At 60.9% G+C, this 15,746-nt stretch carries 10 protein-coding genes and 2 pseudogenes; 9 read left to right on the top strand and 3 right to left on the bottom strand.

What is annotated here, in order from left to right:
• The first annotated feature begins 97 nt into the window (after window positions 1-97).
• The 5 genes and pseudogenes from ACP7CZ_RS11805 to ACP7CZ_RS11785 all read left to right on the top strand — a co-directional run bounded on the left by ACP7CZ_RS11805 (window position 98) and on the right by ACP7CZ_RS11785 (window position 7,089).
• Window positions 98-988 carry a bestrophin family protein gene (locus ACP7CZ_RS11805; RefSeq protein ID WP_003190542.1) on the top strand — a complete coding sequence of 297 codons (891 nt, stop codon included), beginning with the start codon at window positions 98-100 and terminating at the stop codon, window positions 986-988.
• A gap of 138 nt (window positions 989-1,126) precedes the next feature.
• Window positions 1,127-2,206: pseudogene (locus tag ACP7CZ_RS11800) on the top strand (HAMP domain-containing protein); the annotation flags it as partial.
• A 327-nt stretch (window positions 2,207-2,533) separates the two neighbouring features.
• Window positions 2,534-3,070, top strand: a pseudogene (locus ACP7CZ_RS11795) (methyl-accepting chemotaxis protein); the annotation flags it as partial.
• 290 nt (window positions 3,071-3,360) lie between these two features.
• On the top strand, window positions 3,361-5,769 hold the full coding sequence (locus ACP7CZ_RS11790; protein ID WP_294204449.1) for a glucose/quinate/shikimate family membrane-bound PQQ-dependent dehydrogenase: 2,409 nt from the start codon (window positions 3,361-3,363) through the stop codon (window positions 5,767-5,769).
• A 57-nt stretch (window positions 5,770-5,826) separates the two neighbouring features.
• Window positions 5,827-7,089 carry a carbohydrate porin gene (locus ACP7CZ_RS11785; protein ID WP_072448538.1) on the top strand — a complete coding sequence of 421 codons (1,263 nt, stop codon included), beginning with the start codon at window positions 5,827-5,829 and terminating at the stop codon, window positions 7,087-7,089.
• Here ACP7CZ_RS11785 and ACP7CZ_RS11780 read toward each other — a convergent pair.
• The 3 genes from ACP7CZ_RS11780 to ACP7CZ_RS11770 form a co-directional block, all read right to left on the bottom strand.
• Window positions 7,086-8,261, bottom strand: coding sequence for a XylR family transcriptional regulator (locus tag ACP7CZ_RS11780; protein ID WP_034127136.1), 1,176 nt, complete (start codon window positions 8,259-8,261; stop codon window positions 7,086-7,088). The genes ACP7CZ_RS11785 and ACP7CZ_RS11780 overlap by 4 nt on opposite strands.
• Before the next feature lie 90 nt (window positions 8,262-8,351).
• Window positions 8,352-8,741: a hypothetical protein gene (locus ACP7CZ_RS11775; protein ID WP_034127135.1), complete on the bottom strand. Its 390-nt coding sequence runs from the start codon at window positions 8,739-8,741 to the stop codon at window positions 8,352-8,354.
• Window positions 8,738-10,150 (bottom strand): PAAR domain-containing protein, encoded by a 1,413-nt coding sequence (locus tag ACP7CZ_RS11770; protein WP_294363127.1) that lies wholly within the window; start codon window positions 10,148-10,150, stop codon window positions 8,738-8,740. The genes ACP7CZ_RS11775 and ACP7CZ_RS11770 overlap by 4 nt, the downstream gene beginning before the upstream one ends.
• Before the next feature lie 280 nt (window positions 10,151-10,430).
• On the opposite strand from ACP7CZ_RS11770, the gene xylA reads away from it, so the two are divergent.
• The 4 genes from xylA (at window position 10,431) to ACP7CZ_RS11750 (ending at window position 15,580) form a co-directional block, all read left to right on the top strand.
• Window positions 10,431-11,747, top strand: a complete 1,317-nt coding sequence (gene xylA / locus ACP7CZ_RS11765; protein WP_054895675.1) for a xylose isomerase — start codon at window positions 10,431-10,433, stop codon at window positions 11,745-11,747.
• A gap of 144 nt (window positions 11,748-11,891) precedes the next feature.
• Entirely contained in the window at window positions 11,892-12,893 is a 1,002-nt protein-coding gene (gene xylF / locus ACP7CZ_RS11760) for a D-xylose ABC transporter substrate-binding protein (RefSeq protein ID WP_181124158.1), read from the top strand.
• A complete protein-coding gene (xylG, locus tag ACP7CZ_RS11755) occupies window positions 12,890-14,443 on the top strand; it encodes a D-xylose ABC transporter ATP-binding protein (RefSeq protein ID WP_181124157.1) in 1,554 nt (517 codons plus the stop codon). The genes xylF and xylG overlap by 4 nt, the downstream gene beginning before the upstream one ends.
• On the top strand, window positions 14,444-15,580 hold the full coding sequence (locus ACP7CZ_RS11750; protein ID WP_106118377.1) for a sugar ABC transporter permease: 1,137 nt from the start codon (window positions 14,444-14,446) through the stop codon (window positions 15,578-15,580).
• The last annotated feature ends 166 nt before the right edge of the window (window positions 15,581-15,746 follow it).

The raw sequence follows: 15,746 nt of genomic DNA, 5'->3' as shown, positions 1-15,746 counted from the left end.
GTTAGAGGACTAATCGATTCAGCACACTGCGAACCTTCCTTCCTCGGCGGCGTCGTAACAGGGGATTGTTGCCAACCGCCCGCCGCGAGGTTCTCGTTTGAAAGCTGCCCTTCTGAAGAAATACCGCCTGATCATCAAGACCATGGGCTATGTGGGCTGGGCGTTGTTCTGGCTGTTGTTGTGGGATGTGGCGGTGACGGTGGATTTCATGCTGTTTCTCACCGCCAAGATCAATTTGCCGCTGATGCCCCTGACCTTGCTCGGCTCGGCACTGGTGGTGCTGATCAGTTTTCGCAACAGCAGCGCCTACAACCGCTGGTGGGAAGCACGCACGCTGTGGGGTGCGATGGTCAACAACTCGCGCAGTTTTGCTCGGCAAGTGTTGACCCTGCTCGATGACGCCCCTGGTGAGGTGAACCCGGTGAAGTCGACGCTGTTGCGCCGTCACGTGGCTTACGTCAATTGCCTGGCTGCGCACCTCAAGGGCCAGCCGTGCCCGGAGGAAGTGCGAGCCTTTATCCCCGCCGAAGAATTTGCGCGCAACGGCGCCACCAATAACTTCGCCAATGACATCCTCACCGGCTCGGCCTCGTTGCTGGCGCGCGAATACCAGGCCGGGCGCCTGGACAGCATCCGCCTGGCGCGGTTGGAGTCGACCCTGGTGGACCTCTCCAACGCCCAGGGCGGCATGGAGCGGATTGCCAACACGCCACTGCCCTACCCTTACGTGTACTTCCCGCGGCTATTCATTTCGTTATTCTGCCTGATCGTGCCGGTGGGCCTGGTGGAATCGCTCGGTTGGTTCACGCCGTTGGCCTCCACGGTCGTGGGTTTCATGCTGCTGGCCATCGAACGCATCGGCACTGACCTGCAAAGCCCGTTCAATTCCAGCGAACACCAGATCCAGATGGAAAGCATCTGCGAAACCATCGAGAAGAACCTGCAGTCGATGCGCCGCGATGCCCTGGTCGGTGACCCGATCGCCTGATTCCCCCTCCTCAAGTGCCAACTCCCTCGGCCGATATACCGAGGGTACGCATGGCCTCGCCTCTCACAAAAACGCCTGCGACACGCAGTAGCCATTTTTCTCCCCTTGCCAAAACTATAAATACCCGCGGGTGAAGTCATGAATATCAAGCAGAAGCTGACATGGGCGTTTGCGGCCATCGCGTGCGTGCCGGTCATCCTGGTCGCCATTATCGTGGTGCTGAACCTGCGCGAGGGTGCGCTGGCCAACTTCCTCGACAGCAGCGGCCGCGAGATCCGCCAGATCGACAATGGCATGCAGCAGTTTTTCGACGGCATCAGCCAGAATGTCGACTTCGTCGCCAAAGACCCGCGTGTGATCGCGGCCAAGAACCTGAAGAACTACGCCGGCGCCGATGCAGCGCAAATTCCGCTGACGCCGACCAACACCGAACTGCTGGCGATTTTTGATCAGTTCGCCAAAAGCCACCCCAGTACCGCCTACCTGTCCCTGGGACTGAGCGATGGCGGCTACGCCAGTTGGCCGGACGACGCCAAGCTGACGCAATACGACCCGCGCACCCGCCCCTGGTACCAGGCCGCCATTGCAGCGCCAGGCAAGACCGTGCGCACAGGCGCCTACTACTGGGCCCCGGACGATGTGGTGCTGATCGGCACCGTGCGCACCGTCGCGGATGCCACGGGTAACGTCCTTGGGGTGGTTGGCCTTGACGTGTCGCTCAAGCAACTCACTGAGCTGGTGCGCACCATCAAGCTGGGCGACAGCGGCTACCTGATGCTGGTGGAAGCCGACGGCAACGTGCTGGTGGACCCCAGCGATGCCACGCACAACTTCAAGCCCCTGGCGGGCCTGGGCGCGAACTACGCCGAACTGGCCAAGCACGGCGATGGCGTGACCGAGGTGAGCATCGATGGCGTGGCCTACATGGCTAACGTGGTCAGTTCCAAAGACTTGGGCTGGCGCTTTATCGGCCTGATCAAGCGTGACGAAGTGATGGCCGGCGCCACCCGCCTGACGTGGTTGATCGCTGCGATCGCCGCCGTACTGGCCGTGGTGTTCGCAATCGTCGGTGCCAGTTTCGCCCGTGTGATCGTGCGTCCGATTCGCGGTGTGGCCGACGGCCTGCAGGAAATCGCCGAAGGTGAAGGCGACCTCACGCGCCAGCTCAAAGTGCAAGGCAAGGACGAAACCGCCAGCCTGGCCGGCTGGTTCAACCAGTTCCTGAGCATGATCGCGCAACTGGTGCAGCGCATCGGCAACGCCTCCTCAGACCTGCAAACCGCCGCCGCCGACACCAGCGCCGTGGCCAACAATATGAACCAGGCCGCCGGCCGCCAGCGCGAAGCCGTGGAACTGGTGAGCACCGCGTTCAACGAGATGGTCGCCACCGCCAACGAAGTCGCGCGCTCATGCAGCGCCGCCGCCACGAGTGCCGATGAGGGCTATCGCGACGTGCACACCGGCCAGCAGCACATCGGCGAAGCCACCGGCAGCGTGCTCAAGCTCAGCGAAGACCTGCAAAAATCCACACAGACCATGCAGTTGCTCGAGCAAGACAGCCAGAACATCAACACCATCCTCGACACCATCCGCTCGATTGCCGAACAGACCAACCTGCTGGCGCTCAACGCCGCGATCGAAGCCGCCCGCGCTGGCGACCAGGGCCGCGGCTTTGCGGTGGTCGCCGATGAAGTGCGTGCACTGGCGCGTCGCACCGCCGACTCCACCGGCGAAATCGACAGCCTACTGGGCAACCTTGCCCGCCGCACCCAGGAAGTCACCCAGCAGATGCAAGGCAGCTTGCTGGTGTCCAACACCAGCGTGGAGCGCATCCAGCAGGCCCGTGACAGCTTTGACAAGATCCGCGGCTCGGTGGATTCGATTCGCGACCAGAACACTCAGATCGCCACCGCCGCCGAAGAGCAGCATCAGGTGGCCGAAGAGATCAACCGGCATATCGCGCAGATCCACGCCGACGCGCAGTTGGTGGAAGGCTTTGCGCATTCGGCGCAGACCGGTTCAGGGCGGCTGACTGATATTTCCGGCCAGCTCAATGGGCTGGTGGGGCGCTTCAAGTTCTGATGCCCGCCCAATAAAGGCAGCGCTGTACCGTGGCGAGGGAGCTTGCTCCCGCTGGACTGCGTAGCAGTCCCAGTCTTTTAAATTAAGAGCGGGGCCGCTTCGCGCCCCAGCGGGAGCAAGCTCCCTCGCCACAGGGTACGCGTCGCAGGGTCCATCTAGGCCGACTCAGAGGCGGCCCTGCCCATCATCGCAGTACCTGCAACAGTCTATTGCAGGACTCAAATGTACTAACCGGTTACTTATCTTGCTAAAATCGCGTCTTTGCCCTCTCTCACTCGAGTCCATTCGACATGAAACGAGCATCGCGCGCCGCTGGCGTCTCTAGATTCTTACTCCTGGGCCTGGGCGTCGTCATCGCCCTGCTCGGCCTTGCGCTTGCCGTCGGCGGCGCCAAACTGGTCAGCCTGGGAGGTTCCTGGTACTTCCTGCTGGGCGGCGTGGTCATGGCCATCTCCGGGCTGTTGATTGCCCGCTGCAAGCCTGCCGGCGCCTGGTTGTTCGCCGCGTTTCTAGTGGCTACCGCCGTGTGGGCGGTGGCCGACGTGGGCCTGGAATACTGGCCGCTGTTCTCGCGACTGTTCATGTTTGCGGTGATTGGCGTGGTGGTCGCACTGGTGTATCCGTTGCTGGCCGGCAAACCGGCGCGGGGTGCCTATGGCGTCGCCGCCGTATTGGCGCTGGGCGTGGCGGTGGCAGCGGGCAATATGTTTGTCGCGCACCCCAGCGTTGCGCCCACCGGTGCAGGCCCGGGCGTCACCCCGGTGGCTGCGGCCGATGCGCAGAAAGATTGGGCCCACTACGGTAATACCGAAGGTGGCAGCCGTTTCGCCGCGCTGGACCAGATCAACCGCGACAACATCGACAAGCTCAAGGTCGCCTGGACCTATCACACCGGCGACGTGGCCATCAGCGACGGTAACGGTGCCGAAGACCAACTGACGCCCCTGCAGATCGGCAACAAAGTGTTTATCTGCACCCCGCACAACAACCTGATCGCGCTGGATGCCGACACCGGCAAAGAACTGTGGAAAAACGAAGTCAACGCCAAATCGGCAGTGTGGCAGCGTTGCCGGGGCATGGCGTATTTCGACGCCAGCGCGCCGATTGCCCAGCCGACCCAGCCCGACAGCTCGCCGGTCCTGGCCGCCAGCGTGCCTGCCGGTGCGCAGTGCCAGCGTCGCCTGCTGACCAACACCATTGATGCACGCCTGATCGCCGTAGACGCCGACACCGGCAAGTTCTGCGAAGACTTCGGCACCCACGGTCAGGTGGACCTCAAGGCCGGCCTGGGCAATGTACCAGACAGCTACTACCAACTGTCCTCAGCGCCGCTGATGGCCGGTACTACCGTCGTAGTCGGCGGTCGCGTGGCAGACAACGTGCAGACCGATATGCCCGGTGGCGTGATCCGTGGCTTTGACGTGATCACTGGTCAGATGCGCTGGGCCTTCGACCCAGGCAACCCTGAAGACAAGCAGGCCCCGACGGGCGACGCCACCTACGTGCGCAGCACCCCGAACAGCTGGGCGCCGATGTCTTACGACCCACTGATGAACACGGTCTTCCTGCCGATGGGCAGCTCCTCCACCGATATCTACGGCGTGGAGCGCACCCAGCTCAACCACAAATACGGCGCTTCGGTGCTGGCACTCGACGCCTCCACCGGTGCCGAGAAGTGGGTCTACCAGACGGTTCACAACGACCTCTGGGACTTCGACCTGCCGATGCAGCCAAGCCTGATCGACTTCACCCCGCCAGGCAGCGACAAGGCTGTGCCGGCCGTGGTCATCGGCACCAAGGCCGGGCAGATTTACGTGCTCGACCGCGCCACCGGCAAGCCGCTGACGGACGTGCAGGAAGTGCCGGTAAAAGCCGCGAACATTCCCAACGAGCCGTATTCCCTGACCCAGCCTAAATCCGTGGGCATGCCGCAGATCGGCGCGCAAACCCTCACCGAGTCGGACATGTGGGGCGCGACGCCGTATGACCAGTTGCTGTGCCGCATCGACTTCAAGGGCATGCGCTACGACGGCCTGTACACCGCGCCGGGCACCGATAAATCCCTGAGCTTCCCCGGTTCCCTGGGCGGCATGAACTGGGGCAGCATCTCCACCGACCCGGTGCACGGTTTCATCTTCGTCAACGACATGCGCCTGGGCCTGTGGATCCAGATGGTACCGTCGCAGAACAAGGCCCAAACCTCTTCCGGTGGGGAAGCGCTGAACACCGGCATGGGCGCCGTGCCGCTCAAGGGCACGCCGTACGCGGTGAACAAAAACCGCTTCCTGTCGGTGGCCGGCATTCCGTGCCAGGCACCGCCATTCGGCACCTTGACCGCCATCGACATGAAGACGCAAAAAGTCGCCTGGCAAGTACCGGTGGGCACGGTTGAAGACACCGGCCCCCTGGGTATCCGCATGCACCTGCCAATCAAGGTAGGCCTGCCGACCCTGGGCGGTACGCTGTCCACCCAAGGCGGCCTGATCTTTATCGCCGGCACCCAGGACTTCTACCTGCGCGCCTTCAACAGCGGCAATGGCGATGAAGTCTGGAAAGCCCGCCTGCCCGTCGGCAGCCAGGGTGGGCCGATGACCTACGTGTCGCCGAAAACCGGCAAGCAATACATCGTCGTCACCGCCGGCGGCGCACGCCAGTCCACCGACCGTGGCGACTACGTGATCGCCTACGCCCTGCCGTAACCGCCCTCTGTTCGCGCGGTGCTCCGGCACCGCGCTTTGTGTTTGGAAAGATCCCCCATGACCCCTACTCCTCATACCGCCTGGCGCCTGGCGCTGGGCCTGGCCTTTGCGGCCGCCCTGCCCGTTCAAGCCGACGACACCACCCTGACCGGCGACTGGGGCGGCCTGCGCCGCGAACTCGACGCGCAAGGTGTGCGCTTTACCGGTGACTACAGCGGCGAGACCGCCTACAACGCCCACGGCGGCCAGCACCGTTCGGCGCGCTATTCGCAAAATATCAAGCTCGGCGTCCAGTTCGACCTGGGCAAGCTCTACGGCTTCAACAACGGCGACCGCATCCAGCTGACCATCAACGACCGACGCGGCAACAGCGCCTCCGAGGACTTGGTGGGCAACCGCCTGCCGATCCAGGAAAACTACGGCGGCCTCTACACGCGCCTCACCGAGCTGAGCTACGAGCGCACGCTGTTCACCCCGGCGCTGAACCTCAAGCTGGGCTATATGGCCATGGGCAATGATCTCGGCGGCCTGGACAGCGGCATCCTGTGCAACTTCATGAACGCCGGCTTCTGCGGGCATCCGCTGAATATGTCCGGCGGCAGTGGCTGGGCCAACTACCCGAATGCGCACCTCGGTGCCCGGGTGAAATACGACTTTTCGCCCAACTGGCAACTGCGCGTGGCGGCGTTCAATGTCGACCCGTCCAGCAATGGCAACTCAAGCCGTGCCTGGCACCTGGGGCCCAAGCACACCACCGGCACCGTGGTGCCCATCGAGCTTATCTACAAGCATGCGGGCGCACTGCCCGGTGAATACAAGCTCGGTTATTACTACGACAGTTCCGATGTAAAACGCATTGGCAGCAACAAGGACGTCAGCGGGCGTGGCGGTCACTACCTCTTGATCGACCAGGCTGTGTGGGCCTCACAATCATCCCAAGGCCGTAGCCTGCACGCCTTCGGCCAGTACTCTGCCGCCAGCCAAGCGGCCTCGCCGTTCACCAAGTGGTATGGCGCAGGCGTGGTGCTGTACAAGCCGTTCGAAGGTCGCCCGCGCGATACCGTCGCCTTGGGCTATGGCCGCGCGGTGCCGAACCCGCGCAGCCGTGATGTGCAAGAGTTGGCTGCGTTCAATGCCGGGGCGTCCTACCCCTCAATCGACAGTGCCGAACAGTTGATCGAACTCAGTTATGGCTACCAGGCCACGCCTTGGCTGACCTTGCGCCCGGATGTGCAATACATCATCGAGCCGGGGGCGTTTTCCGGTGAGAGCATCGACAATGCGCTGGTGCTGGGTTTGCAAGTCAAAGCGGTGTTCTAGCTCGCGCCCTGCTGATACTGACGTGGCGTACAGCCAAATTCGCGGCGAAACACCGTATGCAGGTACTGCGCAGAGGTGAAGCCGCAGCGTGCGGCAATGTCGGCTATAGCAAGGCTTTGGTTTTCCAGGCCCTTGGCGGCAGCGGCGAGTTTGAAGCGCAAAATCTCATCATGCACGCTGCAGCCACGCGCCTTGCGAAAATGCGCTTCCAGGGACGAGCGGGAAACACCGACATAAGCGGCGACCTGATCGGTCTTGATACCCTGGCAGGCGTACTGACGGATAAACAACAAGGCCTGCATCACGTAAGGGTTGCCCAGGGGTTGATGCAGGCTGGAGGCTTGCACGTTAATGGCGTCTGGCGGCACCAGCACCTGCGTGCCCGTGCAGGGTTTGCCATGCAGCATCTGATGCAACAATGCCGCAGCGGTACGGCCCATGGTCTCCGTGCCCTGGATCACCGAACTGAGCGGCACCCGCGTGAGGGTGCGGGTCAGCGGGTCGTTGTCGATGCCGATCAACGCCACCTCCTCCGGCACCGCAATACCCGCCGTCAGGCAGGCTTGCAGCAATTGCCGGGCGCGGGCATCGGTCACCGCGATGATGCCGATAGGCTTGGGCAAGCTGTGCAGCCAGGCAATCTGCTGCTCCACCGCGCTGTCCCACAACGGCGCACTGGTGCCCAGGCCGCGATACACCTCTACCTGCAAGCCATCACGCTGCATCAAGCGGCGAAAAGCTTTCTCACGCTCCTGGGCCCACCGATTGGCCTGGGCTTCGGGCAGGCTGAAACAGGCAAACCGCGTCAAACCCGCCTCCACCAGATGCTCGTAGGCCAGCTTCATCAGGGCATGGTTATCGGTGGCCACATAGGGAATGCCCTTCGGGTACTTGCCCACATCCTCATAAGACCCACCCACCGCCACCACTGGAACCCGACTGCCGGCCAGCGCCTCGCCAATCAGCGGGTCATCGAAGTCAGCAATGATCCCATCCCCCTGCCAACGCTCGATACCGCGCAGGCGACAGAGGAAGTCCTCTTCCAGGAACAGGTCCCAGGATGCACGGGTGCTGCTCAGGTAGTTGCCGATACCGGCGATGATGCCGCGGTCGTAGATTTTGCTGCCGTTGAACAGCAAGGCAATGCGGTGAACGGGCGGTAGGGTTTTCATTGTTTTTGTCCTGGGGCCGGTCGGTGCAGATGAGTACGCAGAGGTTTGACTGATCAGGATAGCGGGCCTCGGAGGAGGCCCGCTTTGAGGTCACCTAAATCTAAGCAGCACAACCACGACACCCATCCAAATACAGGCAACTATCATCATTGCCAAATCGATAACTAAAAGTCGCTTCAGGTACGGGGGGAACTTCTCGATGTCGACTGGATCAACCTCTCCCATAATGATAGAGGCCCTTGGCCAAACCACCATTCCGGCGATTTTCGACATTTCCAAGAGAGACCAAATCAAACCGCGCCTCCCCAAACTTGTCCCCCATATGTACATATAACGACTGTTTTTTAGAGCCTCCTTCATGGCTTCCAGATGACAGTGAGTAAGGTAAAGGCTAAAAGCAAGGCCAGCAGCTGCAAGCAAAATAGGGCCTCCGGCAAAGATAATCGCAACCCAAGGTGGCCAAGTATCGATATTAGTCATGGTTGTATGGCCTCGTAGATCTTTTCACCCACGTATTCACCACCTTGACCACCGTAGGTGGTACCTGCCCATGCGCCAGCTCCTACTAAACCCGCGACGCAGACCACTCCCCCTATTCCCGTCGTAACACCCAGTGCCAAGCAGACTGAGCCGCCTGTCGCACCGGCTAACGCTCCTGCTCCCACACCAAAAAATGTAGCGCCTGCGAACTTCCCGCCTTCAGTGAACTTAACCCTCTCACATGCAGCTCCAGAATCAGCCTTACACACCTGCTGTATAGCCAACAACGAAGACACTCCCCCAAGTCCAATACCGATATAACCCCCTGCCTTCATGTACTTCGTGGCACGGCTGACCGCTTCCACATGAGCGGCATACCCCGGAATCTGCCCCGGCCCACCCGCCTTGTCCCAGTGATGCACCAAGCTGCGACTGGATATACCCAGGGCCGTTTTCAACTTGGGGTGATCGCCCAAGGTGGTCTGCCCGCGCAGGCGGGTGGAGTTGAGCAGATGAGCATCCAACTGATTCATAAGTCGCTGACGATCAGCAAAGAACTGCGGTGACCTAAGGTGTCCGTGCTGCCGATAGCTGTCCTGATGCAGGCGCTCCATGGCCTGCAGCGTTTCGCGCAGATTGCTCAGGTGTTTTTCCATCACCACTGCGCTGACGCCGAGCCAGGTTGAGGTTTGGCCGATGAAACCGGCGATCTCTGCACCGTGGCGATGCAGAAAGTCAGCCTCGTCCGGCGTCAGCTCATCCAGTGATGCGCTGACGTGTTGTGCAGCCTGCATCAGTTGAGCTTCTTCATACGAGCAGGAGGTGTTTTTCGGATCGCTGAGCACGGTCATCGAACCAGCTTTGACGTGGCCTGTGTTGGGATTCAGCGATTGAAACTTGCGCATTACAGCCGGGTCGAGCGTCGGAAAAAGTGTGGCTTCCAGCGCCTCGCGGGTCATGCTTTTGGGCACGATATAAAAACCTGGCTCCTGACCTTGCACACCAATGGATGCCATTGATCCAACATGACCGGACGGCACGAAACCAGAATGACGTGGCGCTACAGTGTTTCGATTTACAGATGATGCGTTTGGTTGAGCTACTCGCAGGTTAATGGGTGGTTCTGCATGTTGGTTTTCATAGGTGGCCGAGTACACCGAAGGAATCAGCTCGGCTTTACAGGGACAGTCGCTGTAACTATCCAAAGTGCCGGCCATAAGCCGGCCATGGCTGTTTATGTGGGAAATGCCACCGACGATCTTATAAGTTTGCCCATCCTTGCCGCAGGTGACTCGGTCACCTTCGCACGCATGAAAAAGGCCATGTATGTTGACTCTCTTATCACCGTCCAGCACTTCCCCGCCGCAGGTGGTCTTGTCACCCAGTCCAATGAAATAACCTACGCTCATTTTTTTGCCTCTTATCCATGTTTTTTGGCCGTACTTCCCTGCTCGTCCCGATAAGAAAACTGACGCGTAACGCCTTCCGAGGTAACGAGCAAGTGGCACACCAAACCTTGAAGAGGCATATCCCCACCGTAAAGTCAGACGTTTCTCTAAATCCTGTACTCCCTCAGCCGTTCTCAGCCCCTCACTCAAAATCGCACTCCCCTTTGGTGATTTTCATAATCAGCCGCCCAAGTGCCATTGCTAGTATCCAGACACCGCTCAGAACAATAAGGAAAACCCCATGCCGTACTTCCCCGGTGTCGAAAAGGTGCGCTTCGAAGGCCCTGCCAGCACCTCTGCCCTCGCGTTTCGTCACTACGACGCCAACAAACTGATCCTCGGCAAGCCCATGCGGGAGCACCTGCGCATGGCCGCCTGTTACTGGCATACCTTTGTGTGGCCGGGGGCGGATATGTTTGGGATGGGGACGTTCAAGCGCCCGTGGCAGCGCAGTGGCGATCCGATGGAGGTGGCCATCGGCAAGGCCGAGGCGGCGTTTGAGTTTTTTTCCAAGCTGGGCATCGACTACTACAGCTTTCACGACACCGATGTGGCGCCCGAAGGCAGCACGCTCAAGGAGTACCGCAATCACTTTGCGCAGATGGTCGACCACCTGGAGCGCCATCAGGAACAGACTGGCATCAAGCTGCTGTGGGGCACCGCCAATTGCTTCAGCAACCCGCGTTTTGCCGCCGGGGCGGCGAGCAACCCAGATCCAGAGGTGTTCGCCTTCGCCGCCGCCCAGGTGTTCAGTGCAATGAATGCCACGCTGCGCCTTAAGGGCGCCAACTATGTGCTGTGGGGTGGCCGTGAAGGGTATGAAACTTTGCTCAACACCGACCTCAAGCGCGAGCGCGAACAGCTCGGGCGTTTTATGCGCATGGTGGTTGAACACAAGCACAAGATCGGCTTTACGGGTGACCTGTTGATCGAGCCCAAGCCCCAAGAGCCGACCAAACACCAATACGATTACGACAGCGCCACCGTGTTCGGCTTCCTGCATGAGTACGGCCTGGAACACGAGATCAAAGTTAACATCGAGGCCAATCACGCGACGCTGGCCGGGCACAGCTTTCATCATGAGATCGCCACCGCCGTGTCGTTGGGGATCTTCGGCAGTATCGACGCCAACCGCGGCGACCCGCAGAACGGTTGGGACACCGACCAGTTCCCCAACAGCGTCGAGGAGATGACCCTGGCCACCTACGAAATCCTCAAGGCTGGCGGGTTCAAGAACGGCGGCTATAACTTCGACTCCAAGGTGCGCCGCCAGAGCCTCGACGAGGTGGACCTGTTCCATGGGCATGTCGCCGCCATGGATGTGCTGGCCCTGGCGTTGGAGCGTGCGGCGGCGATGGTGCAGGACGACCGCTTGCAGCAGTTCAAGGACCAACGCTATGCCGGCTGGCAGCAGCCGTTGGGCCAGGCGGTGTTGGCCGGTGAGTTCAGCCTGGAGTCATTGGCTGAACATGCCTTTGCCAACGAGCTGAACCCGCAGGCGGTGAGCGGGCGCCAGGAGATGCTTGAAGGCGTGGTGAATCGGTTTATCTACACCTGACTGTGACCAGAGATTGCTCCCGCTGGGGCGCGAAGCGGCCCCAAAAAATGGGAGTGCTGCGCACTCCAGCGGGAGCAAGCTCCCTCGCCACAAAGAGGATCTTCACCTAGTGTCTTTCCAACAACAATAAAAGGACGCACCACCATGAAGTCATTCAAACCTGCCCTGCTCGCCGCAGCCCTGGCACTGCTCGCCCTGCCGGTGATGGCGGATCCTGCGCACCCCAAAATCGGTTTTTCCATCGACGACCTGCGCCTGGAGCGCTGGTCCCGCGACCGTGATTACTTTGTCGCCGCTGCGGAAAAGCTCGACGCCAAGGTGTTCGTGCAGTCTGCCGATGCCAACGAGCAGAAGCAGATTGCCCAGATCGAAAACCTGATCTCCCGGGGCGTCGATGTGATCGTGATCGTGCCGTTCAACGCCACGGTGCTGACCAATGCGGTGGCCGAAGCCAAGAAAGCCGGGATCAAGGTGGTGTCCTATGATCGCCTGATCCTCAATGCCGACATCGACGCCTATATTTCCTTCGATAACGAAAAAGTCGGCGAGATGCAGGCCAGCGGCGTGTTGCAAGCGGCGCCCAAGGGCAATTACTTCCTGCTCGGCGGCGCGCCGACGGACAACAACGCCAAGGTGCTGCGCGAAGGTCAGATGAAGGTGCTGCAACCGGCCATCGACAAAGGCGATATCAAGATCGTCGGCCAGCAATGGGTCAAGGAATGGAACCCCACCGAGGCATTGAGCATTGTCGAAAACGCCCTGACCCGTAACGACAACAAGATCGACGCTATTGTCGCCTCCAACGACGCCACCGCCGGCGGTGCGATCCAGGCCCTGGCCGCGCAGAAACTGGCGGGCAAGGTGCCAATCTCCGGCCAGGACGCTGACCTCGCAGCGATCAAGCGCGTGATCAACGGCACCCAGACCATGACCGTGTACAAACCGCTCAAGCTGATCGCTACCGAAGCGGCCAAGCTTTCGGTGCAACTGGCACGCAGCGAACAGCCGACCTACAGCTCGCAATATGACAATGGCAGCAAGAAGGTGGACACCATCCTGCTTACGCCGACGCCGTTGACCAAAGCCAACATCGACCTGTTGGAAAAGGACGGTTTCTACACCAAAGAGCAGATCGCCGGGCAATGACCGTGGCCGCCGATTACCTGCTGCAAATGAACGGCATCGTCAAAAGCTTTGGCGGTGTCAACGCTCTCAACGGCATAGACATCAAGGTCAAGCCTGGGGAATGCGTGGGCCTGTGCGGTGAAAACGGGGCGGGTAAATCCACCTTGATGAAGGTGCTGTCGGCGGTGTACCCGCACGGCACCTGGGAGGGGGAAATCCTCTGGGATGGGCAGCCGCTCAAGGCCCAGTCCATCCGCGAAACCGAGGCCGCCGGGATTGTCATCATTCATCAGGAACTGACCCTGGTGCCCGACCTGTCGGTGGCCGAGAACATTTTCATGGGCCACGAACTGACCCTGCCCGGTGGGCGCATGAACTACCCGGCGATGTTGCACCGCGCCGAGGCGTTGATGCGTGAACTCAAGGTGCCAGACATGAATGTGGCGCTGCCGGTGTCGCAGTACGGCGGCGGCTACCAGCAACTGGTGGAGATCGCCAAGGCCTTAAACAAACAGGCGCGCCTGTTGATTCTTGACGAGCCCTCCTCGGCCTTGACCCGTGGCGAAATCGAGGTGTTGCTGGACATTATCAAGGGCCTGAAGGCCAAGGGCGTGGCCTGCGTGTACATCTCCCACAAGCTTGATGAAGTGGCGGCGGTTTGCGACACCATTGCAGTGATTCGCGACGGCAAGCACATCGCAACCACCGCCATGGCAGACATGGACATCCCCCGGATCATCACGCAGATGGTCGGCCGCGAAATGAGCAACCTCTTCCCCATCGAGCACCATGAAGTGGGCGAGGTGATCTTCGAAGCGCGTAACGTCACCTGCTACGACGTCGATAACCCCAAGCGCAAGCGCGTCGACGACATCTCCTTCGTGCTCAGGCGCGGTGAAATCCTTGGCATCGCCGGCTTGGTGGGCGCCGGGCGCACGGAGTTGGTGTCGGCGCTGTTCGGCGCTTACCCCGGCCGCTACAGCGCCGAAGTATGGCTGGACGGCCAGGTGATCGATACGCGCACGCCGCTCAAGTCGATCCGCGCCGGGCTGTGCATGGTGCCCGAAGACCGCAAGCGCCAAGGCATCATTCCCGACCTGGGGGTAGGCCAGAACATTACCCTGGCGGTGCTCGACACCTACGCGCACATGACCCGCATCGACGCTGAGGCCGAACTGGGCAGCATCGACCAGCAGATCAGCCGCATGCACCTCAAGACCGCCAGCCCGTCGCTGCCGATCACCAACCTCTCAGGCGGCAACCAGCAAAAGGCCGTGCTGGCGAAAATGCTGATGACCCAGCCCAAGGTGCTGATCCTCGACGAACCCACACGCGGGGTGGACGTGGGCGCCAAGTACGAGATCTACAAATTGATGGGTGCGCTGGCCGCCGAAGGCGTGTCGATCATCATGGTCTCCTCAGAACTGGCCGAAGTGCTCGGCGTGTCCAACCGCGTGCTGGTGATTGGCGACGGCCAGTTGCGGGGGGATTTCATCAATGAAGGGCTCACCCAGGAACAGGTGCTCGCCGCCGCGCTCAGCCATAACCCTAATGATCGGAAGACCGCGTAGATGAATCAGGTCAAACACCTTTTTACCCGCTACAAGATGCTCGCGCTGGTGATCGCCGTGGCGTTCATCTGGTTGTTTTTCAGTTGGCAGACCGAGGGCGGTTTTCTCACCCCGCGCAACCTCTCCAACCTGCTGCGGCAGATGTCGATCACCGGGATATTGGCCTGCGGCATGGTGCTGGTGATTATCAGCGGCGAGATCGACTTGTCGGTGGGCTCGTTGCTCGGACTGTTGGGCGGGCTGGCGGCGATTCTGGATGTGGTCTATCACGTGCCGCTATTGGCCAACCTGAGCCTGGTGGCGCTGTGCGGCTTGATGATCGGCCTTGCCAACGGCTACATGACCGCTTACCTGCGCATCCCCTCGTTCATCGTCGGCCTGGGCGGAATGTTGGCGTTTCGCGGGATTCTGCTGGGGATTACCGGCGGCACCACCATTGCGCCGGTGTCGCCGTCGCTGGTGTATGTGGGCCAGGGGTATTTGCCCCACAGTGTGGGCGCGGGGCTTGGCGTACTGCTGTTCGCACTGACGCTGTTCCTGACCTGGAAGCAGCGGCGCAACCGCGCACTGCATGGCTTGGCCGCGCACGCTTTGGTGCGCGACGTGTTACGTGTGGTATTGATCGGCGCGGTGCTCGCCGGGTTCGTCACCACCCTCAACAGCTACGACGGTATCCCCGTGCCGGTTCTGCTGTTGCTGGTGCTGCTCGGCGTATTCAGCTACGTCACCAGCCAGACCGTATTCGGCCGCCGCGTGTATGCGGTAGGCAGCAATATGGAAGCCACACGGCTATCCGGCATCAACGTGCAAGCGGTGAAACTGTGGATCTTCGGCATCATGGGGGTGATGTGCGCGCTGGCCGGCCTGGTCAACACCGCCCGCCTTGCTGCGGGTTCACCCTCGGCGGGCAACATGGGTGAACTCGATGCCATCGCGGCCTGTTTTATCGGCGGCACATCGATGCGCGGCGGCTCGGGCACCGTCTATGGCGCGTTGCTTGGCGCGTTGGTGATTACAAGTTTGGACAACGGCATGTCGATGCTGGATGTGGACAGCTACTGGCAGATGATTGTGAAGGGCAGCATTCTGGTGCTGGCGGTGTGGGTGGATGTGAGTACGCGCTCGGGCAGGCGATAACTCGTCCGCCAGAACACCACCGATCACCTGTGGGAGCTGGCTTGCCTGCGATGGCGGCGGGTCAGCCACCTGATGGACCGACTGACACACCGCTATCGCAGGCAAGCCAGCTCCCACATTTGATCTTCATGGCTCCCCCCACATTGATCTCATTTTTACCTCAGGT

This window comes from Pseudomonas sp. DWP2-2, from assembly GCF_049897065.1.
GTDB classification, from domain to species: Bacteria; Pseudomonadota; Gammaproteobacteria; order Pseudomonadales; family Pseudomonadaceae; genus Aquipseudomonas; species Aquipseudomonas paracarnis.
This window is presented reverse-complemented; position numbering and strand designations above follow the sequence as displayed.

Bases quoted from the DNA above. Each gene is read 5' to 3' on its own strand.
- xylG (WP_181124157.1), top strand. From the start codon at position 12,890: ATGACCGTGGCCGCCGATTACCTGCTGCAAATGAACGGCATCGTCAAA.
- xylA (WP_054895675.1), top strand. From the start codon at position 10,431: ATGCCGTACTTCCCCGGTGTCGAAAAGGTGCGCTTCGAAGGCCCTGCC.
- ACP7CZ_RS11750 (WP_106118377.1), top strand. From the start codon at position 14,444: ATGAATCAGGTCAAACACCTTTTTACCCGCTACAAGATGCTCGCGCTG.
- ACP7CZ_RS11770 (WP_294363127.1), bottom strand. From the start codon at position 10,150: ATGAGCGTAGGTTATTTCATTGGACTGGGTGACAAGACCACCTGCGGC.
- ACP7CZ_RS11775 (WP_034127135.1), bottom strand. From the start codon at position 8,741: ATGACTAATATCGATACTTGGCCACCTTGGGTTGCGATTATCTTTGCC.
- ACP7CZ_RS11790 (WP_294204449.1), top strand. From the start codon at position 3,361: ATGAAACGAGCATCGCGCGCCGCTGGCGTCTCTAGATTCTTACTCCTG.
- xylF (WP_181124158.1), top strand. From the start codon at position 11,892: ATGAAGTCATTCAAACCTGCCCTGCTCGCCGCAGCCCTGGCACTGCTC.
- ACP7CZ_RS11785 (WP_072448538.1), top strand. From the start codon at position 5,827: ATGACCCCTACTCCTCATACCGCCTGGCGCCTGGCGCTGGGCCTGGCC.
- ACP7CZ_RS11780 (WP_034127136.1), bottom strand. From the start codon at position 8,261: ATGAAAACCCTACCGCCCGTTCACCGCATTGCCTTGCTGTTCAACGGC.